Genomic DNA, 18,230 nt, shown 5'->3' with positions numbered 1-18,230 from the left:
GGTGAGGACCACCGACACGGCGTCGCCGGGCGCGGGACAGCGCCCGGCGACCGGGGGGGCAGTAGATCCACGCCATGCGTGGATGCAGCCCAGTACACCCGCGGCATGCGTGGATGCAGCCCAGTAGATCCACGCCATGCGTGGATGCTCCTCTCAGAGCGCCAACACCCGCCGGTAACTCAACGGCCCGCGTCCATCACGCAACCCCAACCGCAACTCCAGACCGGTCGCAGGCAATACCTCGCCCTGGCTGGGCAGCATCGCCCAACCCACTCCCGGCTGCCATGCCCGCACCTCGAATCGGTGCACATCACGGGCCACCAGCAGCCCGCGCGTCGGCTCGGGCGCAGGCAGTGGATAGTGATCGGACGGCGCACCGCTGGCACGCCACAACGTGCTGCCTTGCCGCCACCAGCGAACGCGCTGCCACTGCAGCCCATCACTACCGACGCTGCGAGTGATCTCCAGGGTAAAGCCGCCATCGGGGTGGCGCTCACTGGTCAACGACGGCGGCAGCAGCCGCGCGGGTTGATCGGCCGGACGCACCGCGCCGTTCATCAGCGCATCGTCAGCACGCATCTCGATATCGCGCTGGAACTGCTGCAGCACCCGCATCGCCGTGCCGGTCTCGGCATCGGCGTGGCGCAGGCGCTGGTCAGTGTTGGCCACGCTGTCCAGTGCGCGCCAGCAGATCACCGCCAGCACGCCCATGATGGTGATGGCGATCATCACTTCGATCAGGGTGAAGCCGCCCGCAGCGCGCTTCATGGCGCCGCCGTCCATGGCAGCTGCAGGCGCGCCAGCGATTGCTTCGGTGCATCTTCGGCCACCACGCTCAAGTCCAGCTGCGGTTGCCCGTCGGCGCCGCTGCCCAGGTGCTGCTGCACCAGGAAACGGGTGCGCCCCTGCAGGCACAGCAGACGTGCATCGCCGGGTGGCTGTGCGGCCAGGCGCAGCTCCTGCCAGCGGTCCTGCGCGCACAGCAGGGCCAGCCGACGGTCACGCAGACGCGACTGGTCATCGGTCGCCACCGCCACCGAGCGCATCACCGCCGCCAAGGCGATGGCCACGATGGCCAGCGCGATCAGCACCTCGATCAGCGTGAATCCGTGTTGCTTCCGCTTCACTGTATGACCTGCAATTGTCCACTGCCATCATCACGAAGACGCAGTCGACGACCGTCCAGCGACAACGTCAGCTCCCACGGCACGCCGATCCATTCGGGGCTCAATTCGATGGCGGCCGTCGGTTGCACTTTCATGCCGTGGGTCTGCCACTGCTGGGGGCGCAGCAGGTCATCGCGCCGCAGCTCGACCCAGCCTTCGCTGTCGCGGCGGCTGAAGCGATAGCCTTCTGCGCTGGCCTGCCAGCGGATCGGCCGACCATCGATGCGTGCTTCATCGCGCGCGACCTGCAGGCGCTGCGCCAACCGCTCCGATTCCTGGCGCAGCTGCCGCGCAGGGTCGAGCAGGCTGCCAAGGCCAAGGCCGATGCCCGCCGTGCAGATGCCGATGATGACCAGTACCACCATCAGTTCAATCAGGGTGAAGCCGCGCGGTCTGCGTTGCATCGGACATCGCCTCCCGTCCTTGCCGGTACCTGCCAGCGTAGGCGCGGATGATGAAACAAAAGCGTCAGCGACAGCTGCTAGCGTGGCCGCACAGGACCCTGGCGAAGGTGCGGAACATGGACGGCAGGCGTTGGGATCGCAATCGCATGTTGACCCTGCTGGCGGCGATGCTGCTGCTGGCCGTAGCGGGATACTGGGGCATGGCCCTGTTCATGGCGCCGGCTCGCGTTGCCGCCGCAGCTGTGCAGGTTGCCGTACCTGCTGCCCCGGCCTTCGACGACGCTGCGAGCGCACCGCTGGTGCGGCTGCTCTCGCCCGGTGCGGTGCAGACCGACGTGACCGTGCTGGGCGTAATGGCCGGGCAGCAGGCGCCGTTGGCGCTGCTGTCGGTGGATGGGGCGCCTGCCCAGGCCTATGCACCGGGCCAACGTCTGGGTCCATCTACCGTACTGGCAGCAATCAGCGCCAACGCGATTGAACTGCAGCAGGCAGGACAGCCGCGCTCGCTGCCCGTGCCCGAACTGCCGCCCATGCCTACCGATGGCATCGTCCCCGCCGCGCTGGGGCGGCACTGAACACGGCTCAGCGCGCTGGGCGCTGTGGCACCACCGAACGCCCGAACGCATCGCCCATGCGTTGCCGCGTGCCTTCCAGGTTGTACTGCAGCAACTGGTTGCCGGGCTTGCGCATCAAGCGTTCGGCCTCGGGAAGATTGGGGCGGGCGGCTGCGCTTTCTGCCGGCGCCAGCTTGCGTTGCAGGCAGTCCCAGGCGGGGATGCGCTCGCCATTGACCTGTACTTCGATGCATGGCGCTGCATCTGCATGTCTGGCAGCCGGGTCGGCCCGCGCCCAAGGTGAAGCCAGAGCCAGAACCAACGCCAGACAGAGGGCAGGGTGGTTTGGCGTAAACAGGGTGGCGTGCATCTTGAATGTCCCGAGGCAGTAATCGCTTTGCATTGAAGACGTGTGCCAGGCGAAGTGTCCGCCTGCGCCTGTTTCAGCATCGTCAACAGATGACAGTGCTGTCACAAAACTGTTGGCGGTTTTGACGCGGCCTGCACGTCCTGTTGGTAGACCCACGCGCCGCTCCCTGGCCATTCCCTTCGATACGACGCGATGCCTTCGATGACTCCCGTTCCGTGCCGTGCCGTTCGCCTCCCGCTGCGCCTGCATCCCTTGCTGCTGGCCCTGGCGTCGTTGCCATTTCCAGTGCTCGCGCAGGACGCCGCGCCAGCGCCCACAGTGAACATCAACGAGTACATCGTGCGCGGCAACACCGTGCTCGATGCACGTCAGATCGAACGTGCGGTAGAACCGTTCCTCGGCCCGGGAAAAACGCTCGCCGATGTCGAGAAGGCGCGTGATGCAGTCAACGCGCTGTACCAGCAGGCCGGCTACCAATCGGTCTATGTGGAGCTGCCCGAACAGCAGGTCAACGCGGGTGTGGTGCTGCTGAAGGTGCAGCAGACGCCCATTGGCCAGCTGCGCGTGGTCGGTGCCCGCCATGACTCACCCGAACGCATCCGCGAACGGGTACCGGCGCTGGCTGAGGGGCGCGTGCCCGACTTCGACCAGGCACAGAAGGAACTGACTGCGCTGAATGAAGGTGGCCGCCGCCAGGTGCTGCCGCTGGTGCGCGAAGGCCAGGTGCCGGGCACCATGGATGTGGACCTGCAGGTGGAAGAGAAGTCGCCGTGGCGCGCCAGCGCGGCACTCAACAACGACCACAGTGCCGACACCGAGAAGCTGCGGCTGAGTGCATCGCTGGCCCACGACAACCTGTGGCGGCGTGGACACAGCGCGAGCATCGGCGTGTTCATCGCGCCGGAAGACACCGATCAGGCAAAAGTGTTCTCCGCGTCCTACACGGTCCCCTTCGAGGGCACGCCGTGGAGCCTGGAGGCATCCGGTTACAAGTCCGACAGCCGCGTACTGAATGCAGGTGGGCAGGTCGGTACCGGCACCGGCACCAATGTGATCGGCAATGGTCATTCGATCGGCCTCAAGCTCAACTACCGCCTGGTTGGCAGCAGCCAGTGGTGGCGCCAGCTCAGCCTCGGCGTGGACTTCAAGGACACCGAAGAAGACACGCAGATGGGCAAGGACAGCCTGAAGACGCCGTTGAAGTACGCGCCGATCACCCTGGCCTTCGTCGGTGTGCGCCAGGGCGAGAACGATCAGCTGAGCATCAACACGCAGCTGGTGGCGGGAACCCGGCGCCTGTTCGGTTATGGCAGCAACGCCACCGATTTCGGTCAGAAACGCTACTGGGCCGACCCGAGCTTCGTAGCGTTCAAGGCCGATGTCTCCAACACGCACACCTTCGGCAACGACTGGCAGTGGTATGCGCGTGGCTCGCTGCAGGCGACCGATGCGCCGCTGGTCTCGGCCGAACAGTTCGCCGCCGGCGGCATGTACACCGTGCGTGGCTACCTCTCGGCCGAAGCGATCGGCGACTACGGTGGCCTGGCCAACCTGGAATGGCGCACCCCGGCGTGGTCGCTGTGGAGTGGTACCGACCTGCGGCTGTACAGCTTCGCCGACGCGGCCTACCTGCGCCTGCGCCAGCCGCTGCCGGAACAGCGCGACAAGTACAACCTGGCATCGGTCGGGCTGGGCGCGCAGCTGCGCCTGGGCGAACACCTGCAGCTGCGCCTGGACTACGCCTGGCCTTACGCCGATGGCCCGGTCACGCGCAAGGACGACCCGCGCCTGCATTTCAACATCAGCACCAGCTACTGACCCTTCCCTTGAGATGCGTTCTCCGGAGACCTTTTGCATGGACCGTCTGCTTTCCCGAATGTTGCTGCTGCTGGCTGCGCTGATCGCGCTGCCCGCCGCCGCGGCCGATGCCAACTGGTGGCAGGCCGAATGGAAGTACCGCAAGCCGATCACCGTCGACGCCGGCCCACAGGGCGCGGGGTTGGCCGGTAATCCCGGGCGTACCCCGCTGCTGCTGCGCCTGCATACCGGCAACTTCGGCTTTGATGGCACCCAGGAGGGTGGCAACGACCTGCGTTTCGTTTCTGCCGACGGTCGCACCGTGCTGGCCCATCAGATCGAGCAGTTCGACCCGAACCTGGGCCTCGCACTGGTCTGGGTGGACGTTCCGGCACTGACCGCCAGCGCGCCGCAGACGATCTGGATGTATTACGGCAACGCGAAGGCACCGGCCAGCGGCAATGGCCAGCAGGTGTTCGATCCGGACTACACGCTGGTCTACCACTTTGCCGAAGCCAATGCGCCGGCGCGTGATACCACGGCCTACGGCAACACGGCCGGGACGGTAGTGCCTGCGGCGGAAAGCACGGTGATCGGGCGTGGCGTGCAGCTGGGTGCTGGCCCGCTGCCGCTGCCGGCCAGTGCTTCGCTGGCACAGGAAGCGGGCGCGCCGCTCACCGTTTCGGCCTGGATCAAACCGGGCGCACTGACCACCGCGCAGGCGATCTATGCTCGACGCGATGGCGCCGCCGAGCTGGTGCTGGGCATCGACAACCGCGTGCCATTCGTGCAACTCAACGGTCAGCGCAGCACGCCGGCACAACCGATCCCGGAAGGGCAGTGGGCGCATCTCGCGCTTACCGCCGAGAAGGGGGCGCTGCAGCTGTATCTGAACGGCCGCGTGGTCGCCCAGCTCAGTGGTGAATTGCCGGCACTGACCACCGCTGCGGTGGTGGGTGCCGACGCACCGGGCGCGACGCAGCCGCTGGCCAACTTCGATGGTGCGCTGGATGAACTGCGGATCTCACGCGTGGCGCGGCCAGCGGCACTGCTGCTGGCCGATGCCACCGCGCAGGGCGCCGATTCGCGCCTGGTCAGCTACGGCGCCGACGAGCAATCGGCCGGACAGAGCCACTTCGCCTTCATCCTCAAGGCGATGCCGTTCGACGCCTGGGTGGTGGTCGCCATCCTCGGCCTGATGATGCTGTTGTCGTGGGCGATCATGATCGCCAAGAGCCGCCATTTCGGTCGCACCAGCAAAGCCAATGCGGTGTTCACCGAGAGCTTCAGCAAGCTCTCCGGCGTGCCGCTGCGCACGCTGTCCGAGATGAACCGGCAGGGCAAGGTGCCGACGGCGATGCACGACGGCTCGCTGTGGCGCATCTACCAGGTGGCCATCGATGAAATGCAGCAGCGCCATCAGCGTGATGGCAACTCCGGCTATCTGAGCGCGGCGACCATCGCCGCCATCCGCGCGTCGATGGATGCGGTGATGGTGCGCGAACAGGAAGCAATGGCACGGCGCATGAACTGGCTGTCGACCACCATCGAAGGTGCACCGTATGTCGGCCTGTTCGGCACCGTGATCGGCATCATGCTGGTGTTCGTGGTGGCGGCGATGGCCGGTGCGGTGGACATCAACTCAGTGGCCCCGGGCATGGCGGCAGCGCTGCTGTGTACCGCCGCCGGCCTGGGCGTCGCGATCCCGGCACTGTTCGGCTATAACTGGCTGGGCGCACGCGCCGAAGCCATCGGCGCCGACATGGCGGTGTTCATCGACGAGTTCGCCGCCCGCCTGGCCGAAGAGCAGGACGGGCGCGGCCCGGCCGCGGTCCAGGGCTGAGGGACCGGCCATGGCCTACAAGGCGAAGTTCGGCATCAAGAAACGCGAGAAGGGTATCAACGTGACGCCCTTCGTCGACGTGCTGCTGGTGGTGCTGGTGATCTTCATCCTGACCAGCAACGCCTCCATTCCCGGCATCGAGGTCAACCTGCCGAAGGCCAGCAACAGCACCGCACTGGAGAAGCCCAAGACCAAGGCGATCACCATCGACCCCAGCGGCCAGGTGTTCCTGGATGCGTACCCGGTGACGATGGCCGAGCTGGAGGACCGCCTGCGTACTGAACGTGCGACCTCGCCGGATTTCCCGGTGATCGTGCGCGGTGATGCGCAGGTGCAGTACGCGCGCGTGGTCGAGGTGCTGGACCTGCTGCGGCGGCTGGAGCTGGCCCAGGTCGGCCTGGTCACCGGCAAGGCGCAGGGCTGAGGCATGGCCGGCCATCGACCACCCCTGCAGGAGCCTGGTACGCGCGGACGCCAGTTGCTGGTGACGATCGCGCTGGTGCTGGCGGCGCTGCTGGTACTGGGTGTTGCCCTGTGGTGGCTGCTGTTCAAGGACACCGCCAGCACGCGCCGGCCGGTGGTGCAGCCGCCGATGCTGGCGTTGCCACCACCGCCGCCGCCGCCGCCGGAAAAACCACCCGAGCCGGAGACACCGCCGGAAGAGACCGTGCCTGAGCCGGAACCGCTGGACCAGCCAACGCCGGCCGAAGAGCCGACGCCGACGCCGGACAACGCCGACCCGGTAACCATGGACGCCGATGCGCAGGCCGGTGGCGACAGCTTCGGTATCCAGTCGGGCAGCGGCGGTGGTTCGTCGGGTGTCGGCCGTGGCGGTGCCGGCAATGCCAGCTATGGCCGCTATCTGGGCTATCTGATGCAACAGGCGATCTCGCGCGATGCGCGGGTCAAGCGCCTGGCCTTCCAGCTGCAGGTGAATGTGTGGCTGGCGCCGGATGGCCGACTGGAAAAGGTCGAGCTGGTGCGTGGCAGCGGCAACGAAGAGGCCGACCTGGCCGTGCTCGATGCGCTGCGGCAGATCGGCAAAGTCGACCAGATGCCACCGGCGTCGCTGGAGTTTCCCGCGCGCGTGCTGATCCAGGGGCGCCGCCCCGGCGCTTGACCGATGACTTCCGTGATTTCCCTTCTTTCGATGAGAACCGTGATGAACGACCACGACCGCGCTCGAACCGCATCCCGCCGCCCGCGGCCGGCCCGACGGGCGCTGCTGTGCTGCGCCGTACTGCTCAGCCTGGCCGTGCCGGCCAGTGCAATGGCTGCCGAAACCACCATGGTCAAGCTGATCAGGGGCCTGATCGCCAGTGGCGCGCTCAAGCCCGAAGACGGTCAGGCCCTGCTGGTACAGGCCGAGGCAGAGGCGGCGGCTGCGCAACGCGGCACCGCTGGCGGCCCAGCCAGCAGCGGCGGTGTGGCGCTGGAAGCCGGCGATGTGCGTGTGCCGTACGTGCCGCAGAGCGTGCGTGATGGCATCCGCGATGAAGTACGCCAGGACGTGATGGCGCAGGCCAAAGCCGAGGGCTGGGCCGCGCCGAACGAAGTGGCCGAGTGGACCAAGCGCATCAAGGTGACCGGTGACATGCGCGTGCGCAGTGAGTCGCGCTTCTACTCCGAGCGCAACAGCGACATCGAGACCAACTGGGCCTCGGTGAATGCCGGCAGCGGTTTCGATACCAACAACAACACCAACCTGCAGCTGCCGCCGCTGCTCAACACCCGCCAGGATCGCCGCAATCTGTGGCGCATCCGTGCACGGCTGGGCATCGAAGCGATGATCGGCGAGCACACCACCGCAGGCGTGCGCCTGGCCAGCGGCAGCAGCAACGGGCCGGTGTCCACCACCGAACAACTTGGCGGCGGCCTTGGCAAGAAGGACGTGTGGCTGGACCAGGCATGGCTGGCCTACAGCCCGGCCGACTGGGTGACGGTGCGTGGCGGACGCTTCGGCAATCCGTTCTGGACCAGCGACACACTGTTCTCCAACGACCTGAACTTCGATGGCCTGGCGGCCAATCTCAGGTACGACATTGCTGACGACCTCGGCCTGTTCGGTAACCTGGCGGTGGTGCCGTTGGAGTACACCTCCGACAGCGCTCCCAGCCAGAGCCGGGTGAAGACGCCCAACGAGAACAAGTGGCTGTCCGGTGCACAGGTGGGGGTGAACTGGCGCTTCAACGATGACAACAGCCTGCGTGCGGCGCTGGGCTACTACGATTTCAAGAACATCAGTGGCCGCTTGTCGTCGCCGTGTGCGCTGTATGCAGGCGCCGTCGGCTGCGATACCGACTGGTCACGGCCGGCGTTCATGCAGAAGGGCAACACCCTGATGCTGATCCGCGATATCGCCCGCAATCCGCTGGATCCGGCCAATACGCCCACGACGCAGTACGTGGGCCTGGCCTCGGCATTCCGCCTGGCGACCTTCAACCTGCGCTGGGATACACAGCTTGCGCAGGACATCGGCATGCGCCTGGACGCGGACTACATCCGCAACCTGGCCTATGACAAGCAGGCCATGTTCGCCCGGGCCAACAACGGCATCGTCAACAACTACGGCGCCGGTGGCAGTGCCAGCATCGACACCTTCCGCAGCGGCGACACCGCCTGGATGCTGCAGGCGACCTTCGGTGCTACCGAGCTGAAGGAGAAGGGCCAGTGGCAGGCCCTGCTGGGCTACAAGCGGATCGAGGCCGATGCACTGCCCGACGCCTACAACGATCCGAACTTCCACCTGGGTGGTACCAATGCGCGCGGTTACTACGTCGGCGGCGCCTATGCGCTGGATGCGCGCAGCTGGATCAGCGGCAAGTGGATGGCGGCCAAGGAAGTGTCGGGTCCACCGTTGTCGATCGACGTGTTCCAGCTGGAGTTCAATACCGGTTTCTGATCGGACAGCGTGATCGCAGTCACGGACGTGTGTGGCGGGGGCGCGGCGACGCGCCCGTCTAAGGAAGGAGGACCACGCGTTGCACAAAGGAGGAGTGGATGAGCCGTCGCAAGCTGTTCGAGAGTTCCGAGCCCGCCGCACACACACTGGGCATCGGGCCGGCTTATGTCTCGGTGGAGGGGTTGCGCCAGCACCTGGCCGAATTCCTGCTGTATGCAGGGCGCCCGGTCGTCATCATGCGCGGGCGCAGCGAGGTCGGCTATTTCCTGCCTGCACGCTGCTGGCGCCAGCGCGAGGATGATCCGCTGGCTGCCGCGGCCGCCGATCAGCTGCTGGATGCCGCCGGCTTCCAGGCCGAAGACATCCAGCAGGTCGAACAGGAGTTCAACGCCATGCGCCAGCGTACCGTGCTGCATTCACGGCGTTGACCGGATGTGGTGGATCCACGCATGGGCTCGTGGGCTCGGCTCTGCAGTAGATCCACGCCATGCGTGGATGCGCTTATGCAGCCGCCCCGCGCTCGCTGGTGATCCGTGCACCCTCGCGCATCACCAGCGTCACCGGGGTCTTTTCCACCACCTCCAGCAGGCGCTGCCACTGCGCATCACTCAGCTTGGCGGTGGCATGCAGCACGCGGTGCACGTGGAAGCGCCCGTCCGCATCGCGTTCGGAACGCAGCTCGGCGTGGAACTCGCCCAGCTCCCAGCCCTTGCGTTGGGCATACATGCGCAGGGTGATGGCGGTACACGCGGCCAGCGAGGCCAGGTACAGGTCGAACGGCGCAAAGCCCTTGCCCTGGCCACCGAGCGAGGCGGGCTCATCGGCCGCGACATCGAAATGGCCGTTGCTGATGTGGTGCAGGTAGTTGTCGGCGGTCGAAACAATGCGTGCGTAGGCCATGGGAATCCCCGGTTGTAGCGCCGGGCCATGCCCGGCTGCAGGAAAAGGCGGCGCCAGCCGGAGCCGGGGCCGCCACGGAATCACTCCGTACGATCGTACGAGAACTGGATGCCGGCCGTGCCACCGGTTTCGATGAAAAGATTCATGAAGGCCGGCACCGTCTCCGCCCGCACCCAGTCGCGCTGCAGTTCGCAGAACAGCTGCGTCACGCTGATCAACTGGCCACCGGCCTGTTCGATGCGGCGCAGCGCGGCATCATGCGCGGCCAGCGAGGTGCCGCCCACCGCATCGACCACCACGTAGACTTCATAGCCTTCCTTCAGCGCATCCAGTGCCGGGAAGGTAAGGCAGGCTTCGGTCCACAGCGCGGTCATGATCAGTTTCCTGCGGCCGGTCGCTGCCACCGCCTTGCGGAACTCGACGTCTTCCCAGGAGTTGATGGTGGTGCGGTCGTAGGTCGGGTAGTCGCCCAGCACCTTGCGCAGCTGCGGGATCGGCGGCTTGTTCAGGCCGGTCTGCACGTTCACGGTCGAATGCACGATCGGCAGGCCGTAGGCGACCGCCGCCTTGGCGGTGCCGACAATGTTGTTGACCAGCAGCTGGCGGTCCATCGAGGCGATGGAGTTCACCTGTACCGGCTGGTAGTCGATGATGATGAAGGCGGAATTCTGCGGGGTCAGCAGGTGGTCGCTGACGGGGTCACGGATCGGTTCACTGGCCATGAGGGTGTCCTGGTCGGGGTTGGCTTGCGGTGGAGCCGGCGGCGTGCCGGCAGGCGGAAATCGCCGTGGACGCAGTGGGCTCAGCTACGCTGCGAATCCAGCTGCTCGTGGTTCTTCTGCACGTCCTGTGCCTTCTGGTAGCTCTCGATCAGCAGCTGGTAGTTGGGGAAGATCTGCGTGTAGATCGCCGCCCACTGCTGGGCGTCCTCGCGGTTCCAGGTGCGCTGGATTTCCGAGGCGACCGCAGCGGTATCCATCGGCACCACGCCGGCCTGCACCACGCGCGCCAAGGTGATTTCCTCGGCCATCTTCGAATAGGTGCCGGAGGCATCGACCACCGCGAACACCTGGTAGCCGTCGGCGACGGCGGCAATCGAGGGGAAGGCCATGCATACGCTGGTGATGGTGCCGGCGATGATCAGCTGCTTGCGGCCGGTAGCCTTCACCGCGGCGACGAACTCGGGGTTGTCCCACGCATTGATCTCACCGCGGCGTGCCACGTACTGCGCATGCGGTGCGGCGTCGTGGATCTCCGGAATCAGCGGGCCGTTCGGTCCCTGCGGTACCGACGCGGTGGTGATCACCGGCATCTTCGCCAGCGTGGCCATCTTCGCCAGGGCGGTGGCGTGCGCGCGCACGGAGGTGAACGGCATGTCACCGATGGTCTGGAACAGGCCACTCTGGTGGTCGATCAGCAGCATCGCGGCGTTGTCCGGGTCGATCACCGGGCGGGCGCCGTTGAAGTTGGCGGGGGTACTCATGGTCAATCTCCTGGGGAGGGGGCGAAGGCCCGGAAGGCGGCGGGCGGTTGCCCGCCGCAATGCAGTGGATCAGTGCGCGATCTGGCCGAAGCGGCCGCCGTTGAAGTCGTTGACGGCCTGGCTGATCTCGGCCTGGGTGTTCATCACGAACGGCCCATAGCCCACCACCGGCTCGTCGATCGGTTCGCCGCTGAGCAGCAGCACGGTGGCGTCGCTGTCGGCATCGATGAACACGTCTTCGCCGCTGCGGTCGAAGGTCACCAGCTGTGCTTCGCCGATCGCCTGGCCGCCGTTGATCCGCACCGTGCCCTTCAGCACCACCAGCGCTAGGGTGCGGCCATCGGCCACCGGCAGCTCGGCGTGCTGGCCCTGCAGCAGGCGGATGTCCCATACGTCCATGGGGGTATGGGTACGCGCCGGTCCAGCATGGCCATCGAATGCCCCGGCGATGACGCGCACGCGGCCGGCACCGTCGGCCAAGGCCACCGAAGGAATCTGCGCATCGAGCAGGGTCTGGTAACCCGGCGCACCCATCTTGTCCTTGGCCGGCAGGTTCACCCACAGCTGCACCATGTCCAGCGTGCCGCCGCGCTTGCTGAATTCCGGCGTGTGGAATTCCTCATGGAGGATGCCGGACGCAGCGGTCATCCACTGCACGTCACCCGGGCCGATGGTGCCGCCGGCGCCGGTCGAGTCGCGATGGGCGACTTCGCCTTCGTAGACGATGGTGACGGTCTCGAAGCCGCGATGCGGATGCTGGCCGACCCCGCGCGGGGTTTCGCTGGGCGGGAAGCTGTACGGTCCGGCGTAGTCCAGCAGCAGGAACGGGCTCAGGTGCTGGCCATGGGTGTTGTAGGAGAACATCGAACGGGCGGGGAAGCCGTCGCCCACCCAGTGCGGGCGGGGGGCGCTGTAGGTACCGGTGACACGCTTCATGGCGATCTCCTGACCGGGGCAACCGGTCGCTGTTTTTCGTTGCGGAGACGATATCGCCGTGACAATGGGCCCGGTAGTCGGCAGAATTTGCCGTCATAGTCCTATTTCGTGAACGATGAAGGCCCGGCAAGGGCCGCAGGAGATCGTCCCGTGTTCATCGCCGACATCCGCCGCTGCGACCTCAACGACCTGTTCTATTTCGCCATGGTGGTCGAGCACGGCGGCTTCTCGCAGGCAGGGCGCGCACTGGCCATGCCCAAGTCCAAGCTCAGCCGCCGCATCGCCCTGCTGGAGGAACGGCTGGGTGTCCGCCTGATCCAACGTTCCACCCGCCGCTTTTCGGTCACCGAGATCGGCCAGGACTACTACCGGCACTGCAAGGCGATGCTGGTGGAGGCCGAAGCAGCCGAGGAGGCCATCGCGCTGTCACGCGCCGAGCCGCGAGGCGTGCTGCGGCTGGCCTGTCCGATCGCACTGCTGCACGCGCGCATTGGCGGCATGCTGGCTGACTTCCTGGCCCTGCATCCGCAGGTGACCCTGCAGCTGGATGCCACCAACCGGCGCGTGGACGTGGTGGGCGAGGGCGTGGACGTGGCCATCCGCGTGCGCCCGCCACCGCTGGAGGACAGCGACCTGGTGGTGCGCGTGCTGGCCCGTCGCATCTGGTGTACCGCTGCCAGCCCGGCCCTGCTCAAGCAGATGGGTACGCCGAAAGTGCCTGCCGATCTGGCGATGATGCCCACCGTGGACCTGGCGTCGCCGGCGCAGGTGCACGCCTGGGAGTACGCCGGTCCAGAGGAGGTCCAGGCCAGCGTGCACCACCGCCCGCGGCTGGTCAGCGATGACATGATCGCCCTGCGCAGTGCGGCGGTGGCCGGTGTCGGCGTGCTGATGCTGCCGCGGATGATGATCACCGACGAACTGGCCAGCGGCGCGCTGGTGCCGATCCTGCCGCAGTGGCAGCCCAGGCACGGCATCGTGCATGCCGTGTTTCCCTCGCGACGCGGCCTGCTGCCGGCGGTGCGCGCGTTGATCGACTACCTGGCCGAGCGCTTCGATGCGCTGCAGGAACCGTAGATGCACGCCCTGCGTGGATGGGCGCGTGGTTCTCCGTGGGGTTGGCCGGGCTCGGTCGGAGGAGCGGGAGGTAGTTCATCCACGCATGGCGTGGATCTACTGGCCTACGGCGCGGCACCCTCTGGCACGTACACCATGCGGCCATCGGGCAACCGGTAGGTGACGCCCGCTTTCACCCCACCGCCTTCGCCGATCTCGCCGGTGGATTCGTAACGTGTCAGCTCCTCGCCCTGCTTGACCGTGATGCGCATGTCGGCCTGGCCGGGATTCTCGATCACGGTCACGTTCTGGCTGGCGAACGGATTGAGCGGATTGCGCACGATCACGATCATCAGGATGCCGGCCACGACCAGGAACAGGTCGATCAGGTTGACCACCGACAGGATCGGATCATCGGCGTCGTCGTCATCGAGAAAGCGCATCAGCGCACCTCCTGCAGGCGTTCGAACTGGCGCAGTTCCTGCAGCAGCCAGCGGCGGCGCACGGTCAGCACCAGGAAGGTCAGGCTGGCCGCAACCAGGGCCAGGATGACCGACGAGAAGGCGACCACCATGTTCTCGCCCACGCCCTGTGCATCGCTGCGGGTCAGCGCCAGCAGCGCCGGGCCCATCGGGATCATGGTTGCGACCAGGCCCAGCATCGGCGCGGTCCGCGACACGATGCGCAGACCTTCCAGCCGCTTCAGGATGCGCAGCTCAAGATCTTCACTGCTGCCGCCGTGGCGGGCCTGCCAGGCCAGCAGTTCGGGGCGGTAATGGCCGCGCCTCCGCTGCAGCGCTTCCCACAGGAACGTACCGAAGCTGAGGAAGGCATAGGCCAGTGCCAGCAGGATCAGCAGCAGTACCGGTGCCAGAAACAGATGGGACAGATCGTAGAGAGTGGATTCAAGGGCATTCATGCGTTGGCCGTGTTGGAAGGGGAGTGGGAGGGCGCCCGTCGCGCATTGCGGCAGGCCTGCAGGGCCGCGCCTGCGCCGAGCAGACCAAGCAGCGCGACCAGGGCAAGCCACAGCGATGGCGCGTGTGGCGAGGGCGGCGGCACCTGCTGCATCACCCGTCCACGCACACTGGCCGCTGGCGTCGGCGCAGCATCTGCAGGCAGGGTCTCGATGGTGGCCGCTGCCGCACTGGCCGCTGACGCAGGTGCCGGGCCACGTGCGAGTCCGTAGCCACTGGAGCTTGCTGGCAACGCGGCCGCGGCAGATGTCTGCAGCTGATTCAACCGCGCCTGAAGCTCGCTGCGGGTGCGATCGTCGGCCTGCCAGTAGCCTCGCGCTATGGCTTCCTGCAGGCGCTCGATCATCTGCACCTGCGCATCGGCATTGTGGCTCTCGAACCAGCGCGCCATTCCCAGCTGGCGACTGTCGCGGACGAAGGTGTCATGCACGGCCTGCCACTGCTCGGCGCGCACCGTATCCGGCGCCGTTACCTGCCAGCCGAAAAGATTGTCGACGTTCTTCAGCACTTCCAGCGTGCCGGCATAGCCTTCGCCCTGCATGGCGCTGATCCACTGTGGGTTGAGCGTCTGTGCACGCAGCTCATCGGCAAGGAAGCGCGCGGCACTGCGCGTGCGCGGCGTCGGTTCGCGCAGGTCTGAGATGTAGAGCGATGGACTGGCGCCATCGAGGTGACGCACGGCCAATGCCAGGCCACCGAGGTATTCGAACGGATGGTCGGTACTGAGCAGGCCGTGGGTATTGGACGACCGTGACAGCACCGCCGCCTGCACTCCGCGCAGCTGTTCGGCGAACAGGTTGCTGCCGGGCAGGGTGGTGGCCTGGCCATCACTGCCATAGCCATGCTGCAGGCGATCAAGGAAGCCGGCGGCCAGTACAGCATCGTCCTTGCCGGCAGCGGTGCCGCGCTCCAGCACGGCATGATTCAGGCCACTGCCATACGTGCCGGGCGCATTGCTGAAGATGCGCAGGCGCGACAGGGCAGCGGCTCGTTCAGCGGGCACACCGCGCTGCTGCAGGCGTTGTTGCATGTCCTGTGCGTGTCGCGCGATGGGGTTGCTGGCGGTGGTCGGCATCGCCGCAAGCTGTTCGATCGCCGCAGCCAGCATGCGCAGGAAGGGATCGAACTGGTCGCGGTAGACGCTGGTGGCCTGTACCACGACATCGATGCGTGGCCGTTTCATGTCGGTGTCCGCCACGATGTCCAGCGCCACCACCTTGCCACCGCTGTCCCAGCGCGGGCGCAGGCCGAGGGCATGCAGCACCTGCGCTTCCAGCACGCCAAGATGGCGGATGGCCTCGCTGGACCACAGGCTGATGGCGAGCTTCTGCGGCAGCTGTCCGCCATGTTCATCGGCATAGGCCTGCAGTAGTTGCTGCAGCGCTGTCTCGCCGGTGTCGAAGGCGGCGCGGGTGGGAATACGGTCCGGTTCGAAGGCGAACAGGTTGCGACCGCTGCGCAGCTCCGGCGTGCGGATCGGGTCGCCGCCGGCACCGGGCAGCACGAAGCCACCGGCCAGGCCGTGCAGCAATGCCTCTGTTTCCTGCGGATCGGCCAACGAGGCGTCCAGCTGCGCGGCGCGCTGCAGCTCGCGGCGCAGTTCCGTGTCGGCAACGCTGTCGATCGGCACGCCGTCGCGCAGGTGGCGCGCCAGCGTGCGATAGGCGAGGCCCTGCTGGATCTGCCGGTAGTCCATGGCGCTGGCCTCCGCTGGGTCCTCGCCCAGTGCTTGCAGATAGGCCGGGCCCAGTTGCTGCATCACCATCAGCAGCCGGTGATCGGCCGATGCCGGTTGGCCAAAGGTGTGCAGGCCCAGCGGCAGGTTGCGCCGGGCCAGCTCATGCAGGTGGTCGTGCAGCAGCGGCAGGAAGCTGGTGAAGCGGGCCTGCATGTCCAGTGCGCTCCAGCCAAGGTCGGCAGCGATGCCGCTGTCGGTGGCCAGCGTGCGCAGGCGCGCGGCGGTGGCGTCGCGTACCGGGCCTTCATCCAGCTGCTGCAGTTCGTGCACCACGGCGTGCAGGTCACGCAGTTCGTCGTACAGGCCGGAAGGGGCGAAGGCCGGTGTCTGGTGGCTGATCACCACCGCGCGGCCACGGCGCTTGGCCTGGATGGCCTCACCTACGTTGTCCTGGATGTACGGGTAGAACACCGGCAGGTCGCCCACCGCCAGCCAGGGATAGTCGCCGGCCCACAGGCCACGGTCCTTGCCTGGCGTCCACTCCTGCGTTCCATGGGTACCGAAGTGGATCAGTGCATCGGCCTTCCACTGCGTGCGCAGGTAAAGGTAGGCCGCCAGGTAGTAGTGGCTGGGCACCGAGGCCATATCGTGGGTGGCCTGGCCGACCTCGCCTGCACGTGGTGGCTGCGGCATCAGCAGCAGATTGCCCATGCGCAGGCGTGGCAGCACGAACACCGCCTTCCCCTGTATGCGGCGCACTGCTGGATGATCGGCCGGGTCGCCCCATTGGCGGCGCAGTTCGTCGCGGCGGTTGGCGGGCAGGGTATCCAGCCAACGTGTGTAGTCGGCCACCGGCAGGGTGTCGGCCAGGCCCTGTGCCAACAGCGCGTCCAGGCGCTCGGGATCGTAGTAGCCGCTGAGCAGCGCCTGCAGCCGGTCAATCAGGGTTTTTTCGTCGGCCGCGTCCACCGTATAGCCCGACTGTGCAAGGCGTGGCAGCAGCGTTTCGATGCTGCGCGGTACGTTCAGGTGTGAAGCCGACAGGTTCTTCTCGCCATCGGGCGCGTTCCAGAACAGCAGCGCCAGCCGCTTGTCGGCGGCCGCGGTATGCCGCAGCGCGGCCAACCGCTGCAGTTTTGCGGCCAGCGCATCCACCTGCGCGGCAATCGGCAACAGTTCGCCGCGCGTGTTGGCCGAGACCACCATCGGATCGCTCGCTCCCCATGCCTCCGGCACCGCCACGAACGTGGCCAGCATCGGCATCGGTACGCCGCTGGCGGCATCGCGCCAGGCATCGGCATCACCCTGGCGGTAGTTCAGGGCCTGCAGCACAGGCACATCCAGCGCCGCGAACTCGGCGGCGCGTGCAGTACCGTTCTGCAGATGGGTCAGGTTGACCACGGCATCCACCGCGATCCCGTGCAGCGCCTGCTGCAGGGCATCGTCGGCGGCCGCATCGAACCACAGCCCGAACAGTGCCACCTTGCGTGCACGGCCGGCCTCGATCAACGCGTCCAGTACCTCGGTCTGCATCGTGCCGACCATGCTGCTCGAGATCAGCACCGCCACCTTCGGCCAGGCGGCTTGACCCTCCTGCCGCCACTGCGCCTGCAGCGCTGCCGCATCATCCAGCCACTGTCCGCCCCGGGTGCTGTAGCCGGTGGTCGGCATCACCTGTGGCGGTGGCACCGCGATCGCCTCCGCAGCGTCGAGCCAACCGCGCAGGAACTGCGTCAGATGCTGGATGTTGGCCTCGCCACCGTTGCCGTAATAGCCGGCAATCTGACGGGCGACGTCGGCAGGCAGGCCATGGGACACCGGCGCGCCACCGCCCACGCGCAACCAGGGCACCTGGGCGTCGCGCAGTGCTGCGTCCACCGCTGAGGTGACCTGCTCGACGTCATTGGGGCGCGGCGTGTCCAGCAGCACCAGATCGATGCCACGTGGCCAGTCGGCTGGCAGCGATGTTGCGGCGTCGACCACGCGGTGCTGGTAGCGAACTCCGTGCGGGCTGCCGAGTGCATCAAGCCGGGCGATCCTGCCCGGCAGTACGAAGCTGCTGCTGACCACCTCCACCCGCAGTGCAGGCGCTGCTGCCGCAGCGTGGGCCATCGGCGCAGCCACGCACAGCACCAGTGCCAGCCACTCTCGCCATCCGCGCATG

Annotated in this window: 19 protein-coding genes; 8 read left to right on the top strand and 11 right to left on the bottom strand. The window is 67.0% G+C overall.

The window, feature by feature from the left end; genetic code table 11:
* Window positions 1–153 precede the first annotated feature (153 nt).
* From GIW57_RS00265 to gspH, 3 genes are read right to left on the bottom strand one after another with little or no spacing between them, the layout of a single operon-like run.
* A complete protein-coding gene (locus GIW57_RS00265; protein WP_236508797.1) occupies window positions 154–768 on the bottom strand; it encodes a prepilin-type N-terminal cleavage/methylation domain-containing protein in 615 nt (204 codons plus the stop codon).
* The gene (gspI, locus tag GIW57_RS00260; RefSeq protein WP_100465573.1) at window positions 765–1,127 is read right to left on the bottom strand and encodes a type II secretion system minor pseudopilin GspI; all 363 of its coding nucleotides are present in this window, start codon (window positions 1,125–1,127) and stop codon (window positions 765–767) included. The genes GIW57_RS00265 and gspI overlap by 4 nt, the downstream gene beginning before the upstream one ends.
* A complete protein-coding gene (gene gspH / locus GIW57_RS00255; RefSeq protein WP_100465572.1) occupies window positions 1,124–1,570 on the bottom strand; it encodes a type II secretion system minor pseudopilin GspH in 447 nt (148 codons plus the stop codon). Before gspH ends, gspI begins: the two co-directional genes overlap by 4 nt.
* A gap of 116 nt (window positions 1,571–1,686) precedes the next feature.
* On the opposite strand from gspH, the gene GIW57_RS00250 reads away from it, so the two are divergent.
* Window positions 1,687–2,145 carry a general secretion pathway protein gene (locus GIW57_RS00250; protein ID WP_236508796.1) on the top strand — a complete coding sequence of 153 codons (459 nt, stop codon included), beginning with the start codon at window positions 1,687–1,689 and terminating at the stop codon, window positions 2,143–2,145.
* Window positions 2,146–2,152: 7 nt separating this feature from the next.
* On the opposite strand, the gene GIW57_RS00245 is transcribed toward GIW57_RS00250, so the two are convergent.
* Complete coding sequence (locus GIW57_RS00245; protein ID WP_236508795.1) at window positions 2,153–2,494, bottom strand: hypothetical protein; 342 nt, start codon at window positions 2,492–2,494, stop codon at window positions 2,153–2,155.
* A gap of 201 nt (window positions 2,495–2,695) precedes the next feature.
* Here GIW57_RS00245 and GIW57_RS00240 point away from each other — a divergent pair, with 201 nt between their 5' ends.
* The 6 genes from GIW57_RS00240 to GIW57_RS00215 all read left to right on the top strand — a co-directional run bounded on the left by GIW57_RS00240 (window position 2,696) and on the right by GIW57_RS00215 (window position 9,464).
* Window positions 2,696–4,312, top strand: coding sequence for a ShlB/FhaC/HecB family hemolysin secretion/activation protein (locus GIW57_RS00240; protein WP_236508794.1), 1,617 nt, complete (start codon window positions 2,696–2,698; stop codon window positions 4,310–4,312).
* Window positions 4,313–4,349: 37 nt separating this feature from the next.
* Window positions 4,350–6,134 carry a MotA/TolQ/ExbB proton channel family protein gene (locus tag GIW57_RS00235; protein ID WP_236508793.1) on the top strand — a complete coding sequence of 595 codons (1,785 nt, stop codon included), beginning with the start codon at window positions 4,350–4,352 and terminating at the stop codon, window positions 6,132–6,134.
* Window positions 6,135–6,144: 10 nt separating this feature from the next.
* Window positions 6,145–6,558: a biopolymer transporter ExbD gene (locus GIW57_RS00230; RefSeq protein WP_089235818.1), complete on the top strand. Its 414-nt coding sequence runs from the start codon at window positions 6,145–6,147 to the stop codon at window positions 6,556–6,558.
* A gap of 3 nt (window positions 6,559–6,561) precedes the next feature.
* Window positions 6,562–7,254, top strand: coding sequence for a cell envelope integrity protein TolA (locus tag GIW57_RS00225; protein WP_236508792.1), 693 nt, complete (start codon window positions 6,562–6,564; stop codon window positions 7,252–7,254).
* 42 nt (window positions 7,255–7,296) lie between these two features.
* A complete protein-coding gene (locus GIW57_RS00220) occupies window positions 7,297–9,036 on the top strand; it encodes a putative porin (protein ID WP_236508791.1) in 1,740 nt (579 codons plus the stop codon).
* Window positions 9,037–9,134: 98 nt separating this feature from the next.
* Window positions 9,135–9,464: a hypothetical protein gene (locus GIW57_RS00215; RefSeq protein ID WP_100465565.1), complete on the top strand. Its 330-nt coding sequence runs from the start codon at window positions 9,135–9,137 to the stop codon at window positions 9,462–9,464.
* Window positions 9,465–9,537: 73 nt separating this feature from the next.
* Here the strand turns inward: GIW57_RS00215 and GIW57_RS00210 are convergent, their stop codons facing one another.
* From GIW57_RS00210 to GIW57_RS00195, 4 genes are all read right to left on the bottom strand, one after another.
* Window positions 9,538–9,936, bottom strand: coding sequence for an OsmC family protein (locus GIW57_RS00210; protein ID WP_100465564.1), 399 nt, complete (start codon window positions 9,934–9,936; stop codon window positions 9,538–9,540).
* Window positions 9,937–10,016: 80 nt separating this feature from the next.
* A complete protein-coding gene (locus tag GIW57_RS00205) occupies window positions 10,017–10,658 on the bottom strand; it encodes a hydrolase (protein WP_100465563.1) in 642 nt (213 codons plus the stop codon).
* A gap of 80 nt (window positions 10,659–10,738) precedes the next feature.
* On the bottom strand, window positions 10,739–11,419 hold the full coding sequence (locus tag GIW57_RS00200) for a hydrolase (protein WP_100465562.1): 681 nt from the start codon (window positions 11,417–11,419) through the stop codon (window positions 10,739–10,741).
* A gap of 69 nt (window positions 11,420–11,488) precedes the next feature.
* Entirely contained in the window at window positions 11,489–12,355 is an 867-nt protein-coding gene (locus GIW57_RS00195; protein WP_236508790.1) for a pirin family protein, read from the bottom strand.
* Window positions 12,356–12,505: 150 nt separating this feature from the next.
* Here GIW57_RS00195 and GIW57_RS00190 point away from each other — a divergent pair, with 150 nt between their 5' ends.
* Complete coding sequence (locus GIW57_RS00190; RefSeq protein WP_229979176.1) at window positions 12,506–13,432, top strand: LysR family transcriptional regulator; 927 nt, start codon at window positions 12,506–12,508, stop codon at window positions 13,430–13,432.
* A gap of 104 nt (window positions 13,433–13,536) precedes the next feature.
* Here the strand turns inward: GIW57_RS00190 and GIW57_RS00185 are convergent, their stop codons facing one another.
* From GIW57_RS00185 to cobN, 3 genes are read right to left on the bottom strand one after another with little or no spacing between them, the layout of a single operon-like run.
* Window positions 13,537–13,854, bottom strand: coding sequence for a DUF2149 domain-containing protein (locus tag GIW57_RS00185; protein WP_089235810.1), 318 nt, complete (start codon window positions 13,852–13,854; stop codon window positions 13,537–13,539).
* Window positions 13,854–14,330, bottom strand: coding sequence for a MotA/TolQ/ExbB proton channel family protein (locus tag GIW57_RS00180; RefSeq protein WP_236508789.1), 477 nt, complete (start codon window positions 14,328–14,330; stop codon window positions 13,854–13,856). The genes GIW57_RS00185 and GIW57_RS00180 overlap by 1 nt, the downstream gene beginning before the upstream one ends.
* The gene (gene cobN, locus GIW57_RS00175) at window positions 14,327–18,229 is read right to left on the bottom strand and encodes a cobaltochelatase subunit CobN (protein WP_236508788.1); all 3,903 of its coding nucleotides are present in this window, start codon (window positions 18,227–18,229) and stop codon (window positions 14,327–14,329) included. The genes GIW57_RS00180 and cobN overlap by 4 nt, the downstream gene beginning before the upstream one ends.
* Between the last annotated feature and the right edge of the window lies 1 nt (window position 18,230).

The organism is Stenotrophomonas sp. PA-6-5C, assembly GCF_021605635.1.
In the GTDB taxonomy this organism is placed as follows: Bacteria; Pseudomonadota; Gammaproteobacteria; order Xanthomonadales; family Xanthomonadaceae; genus Stenotrophomonas; species Stenotrophomonas lactitubi.
This window is presented reverse-complemented; position numbering and strand designations above follow the sequence as displayed.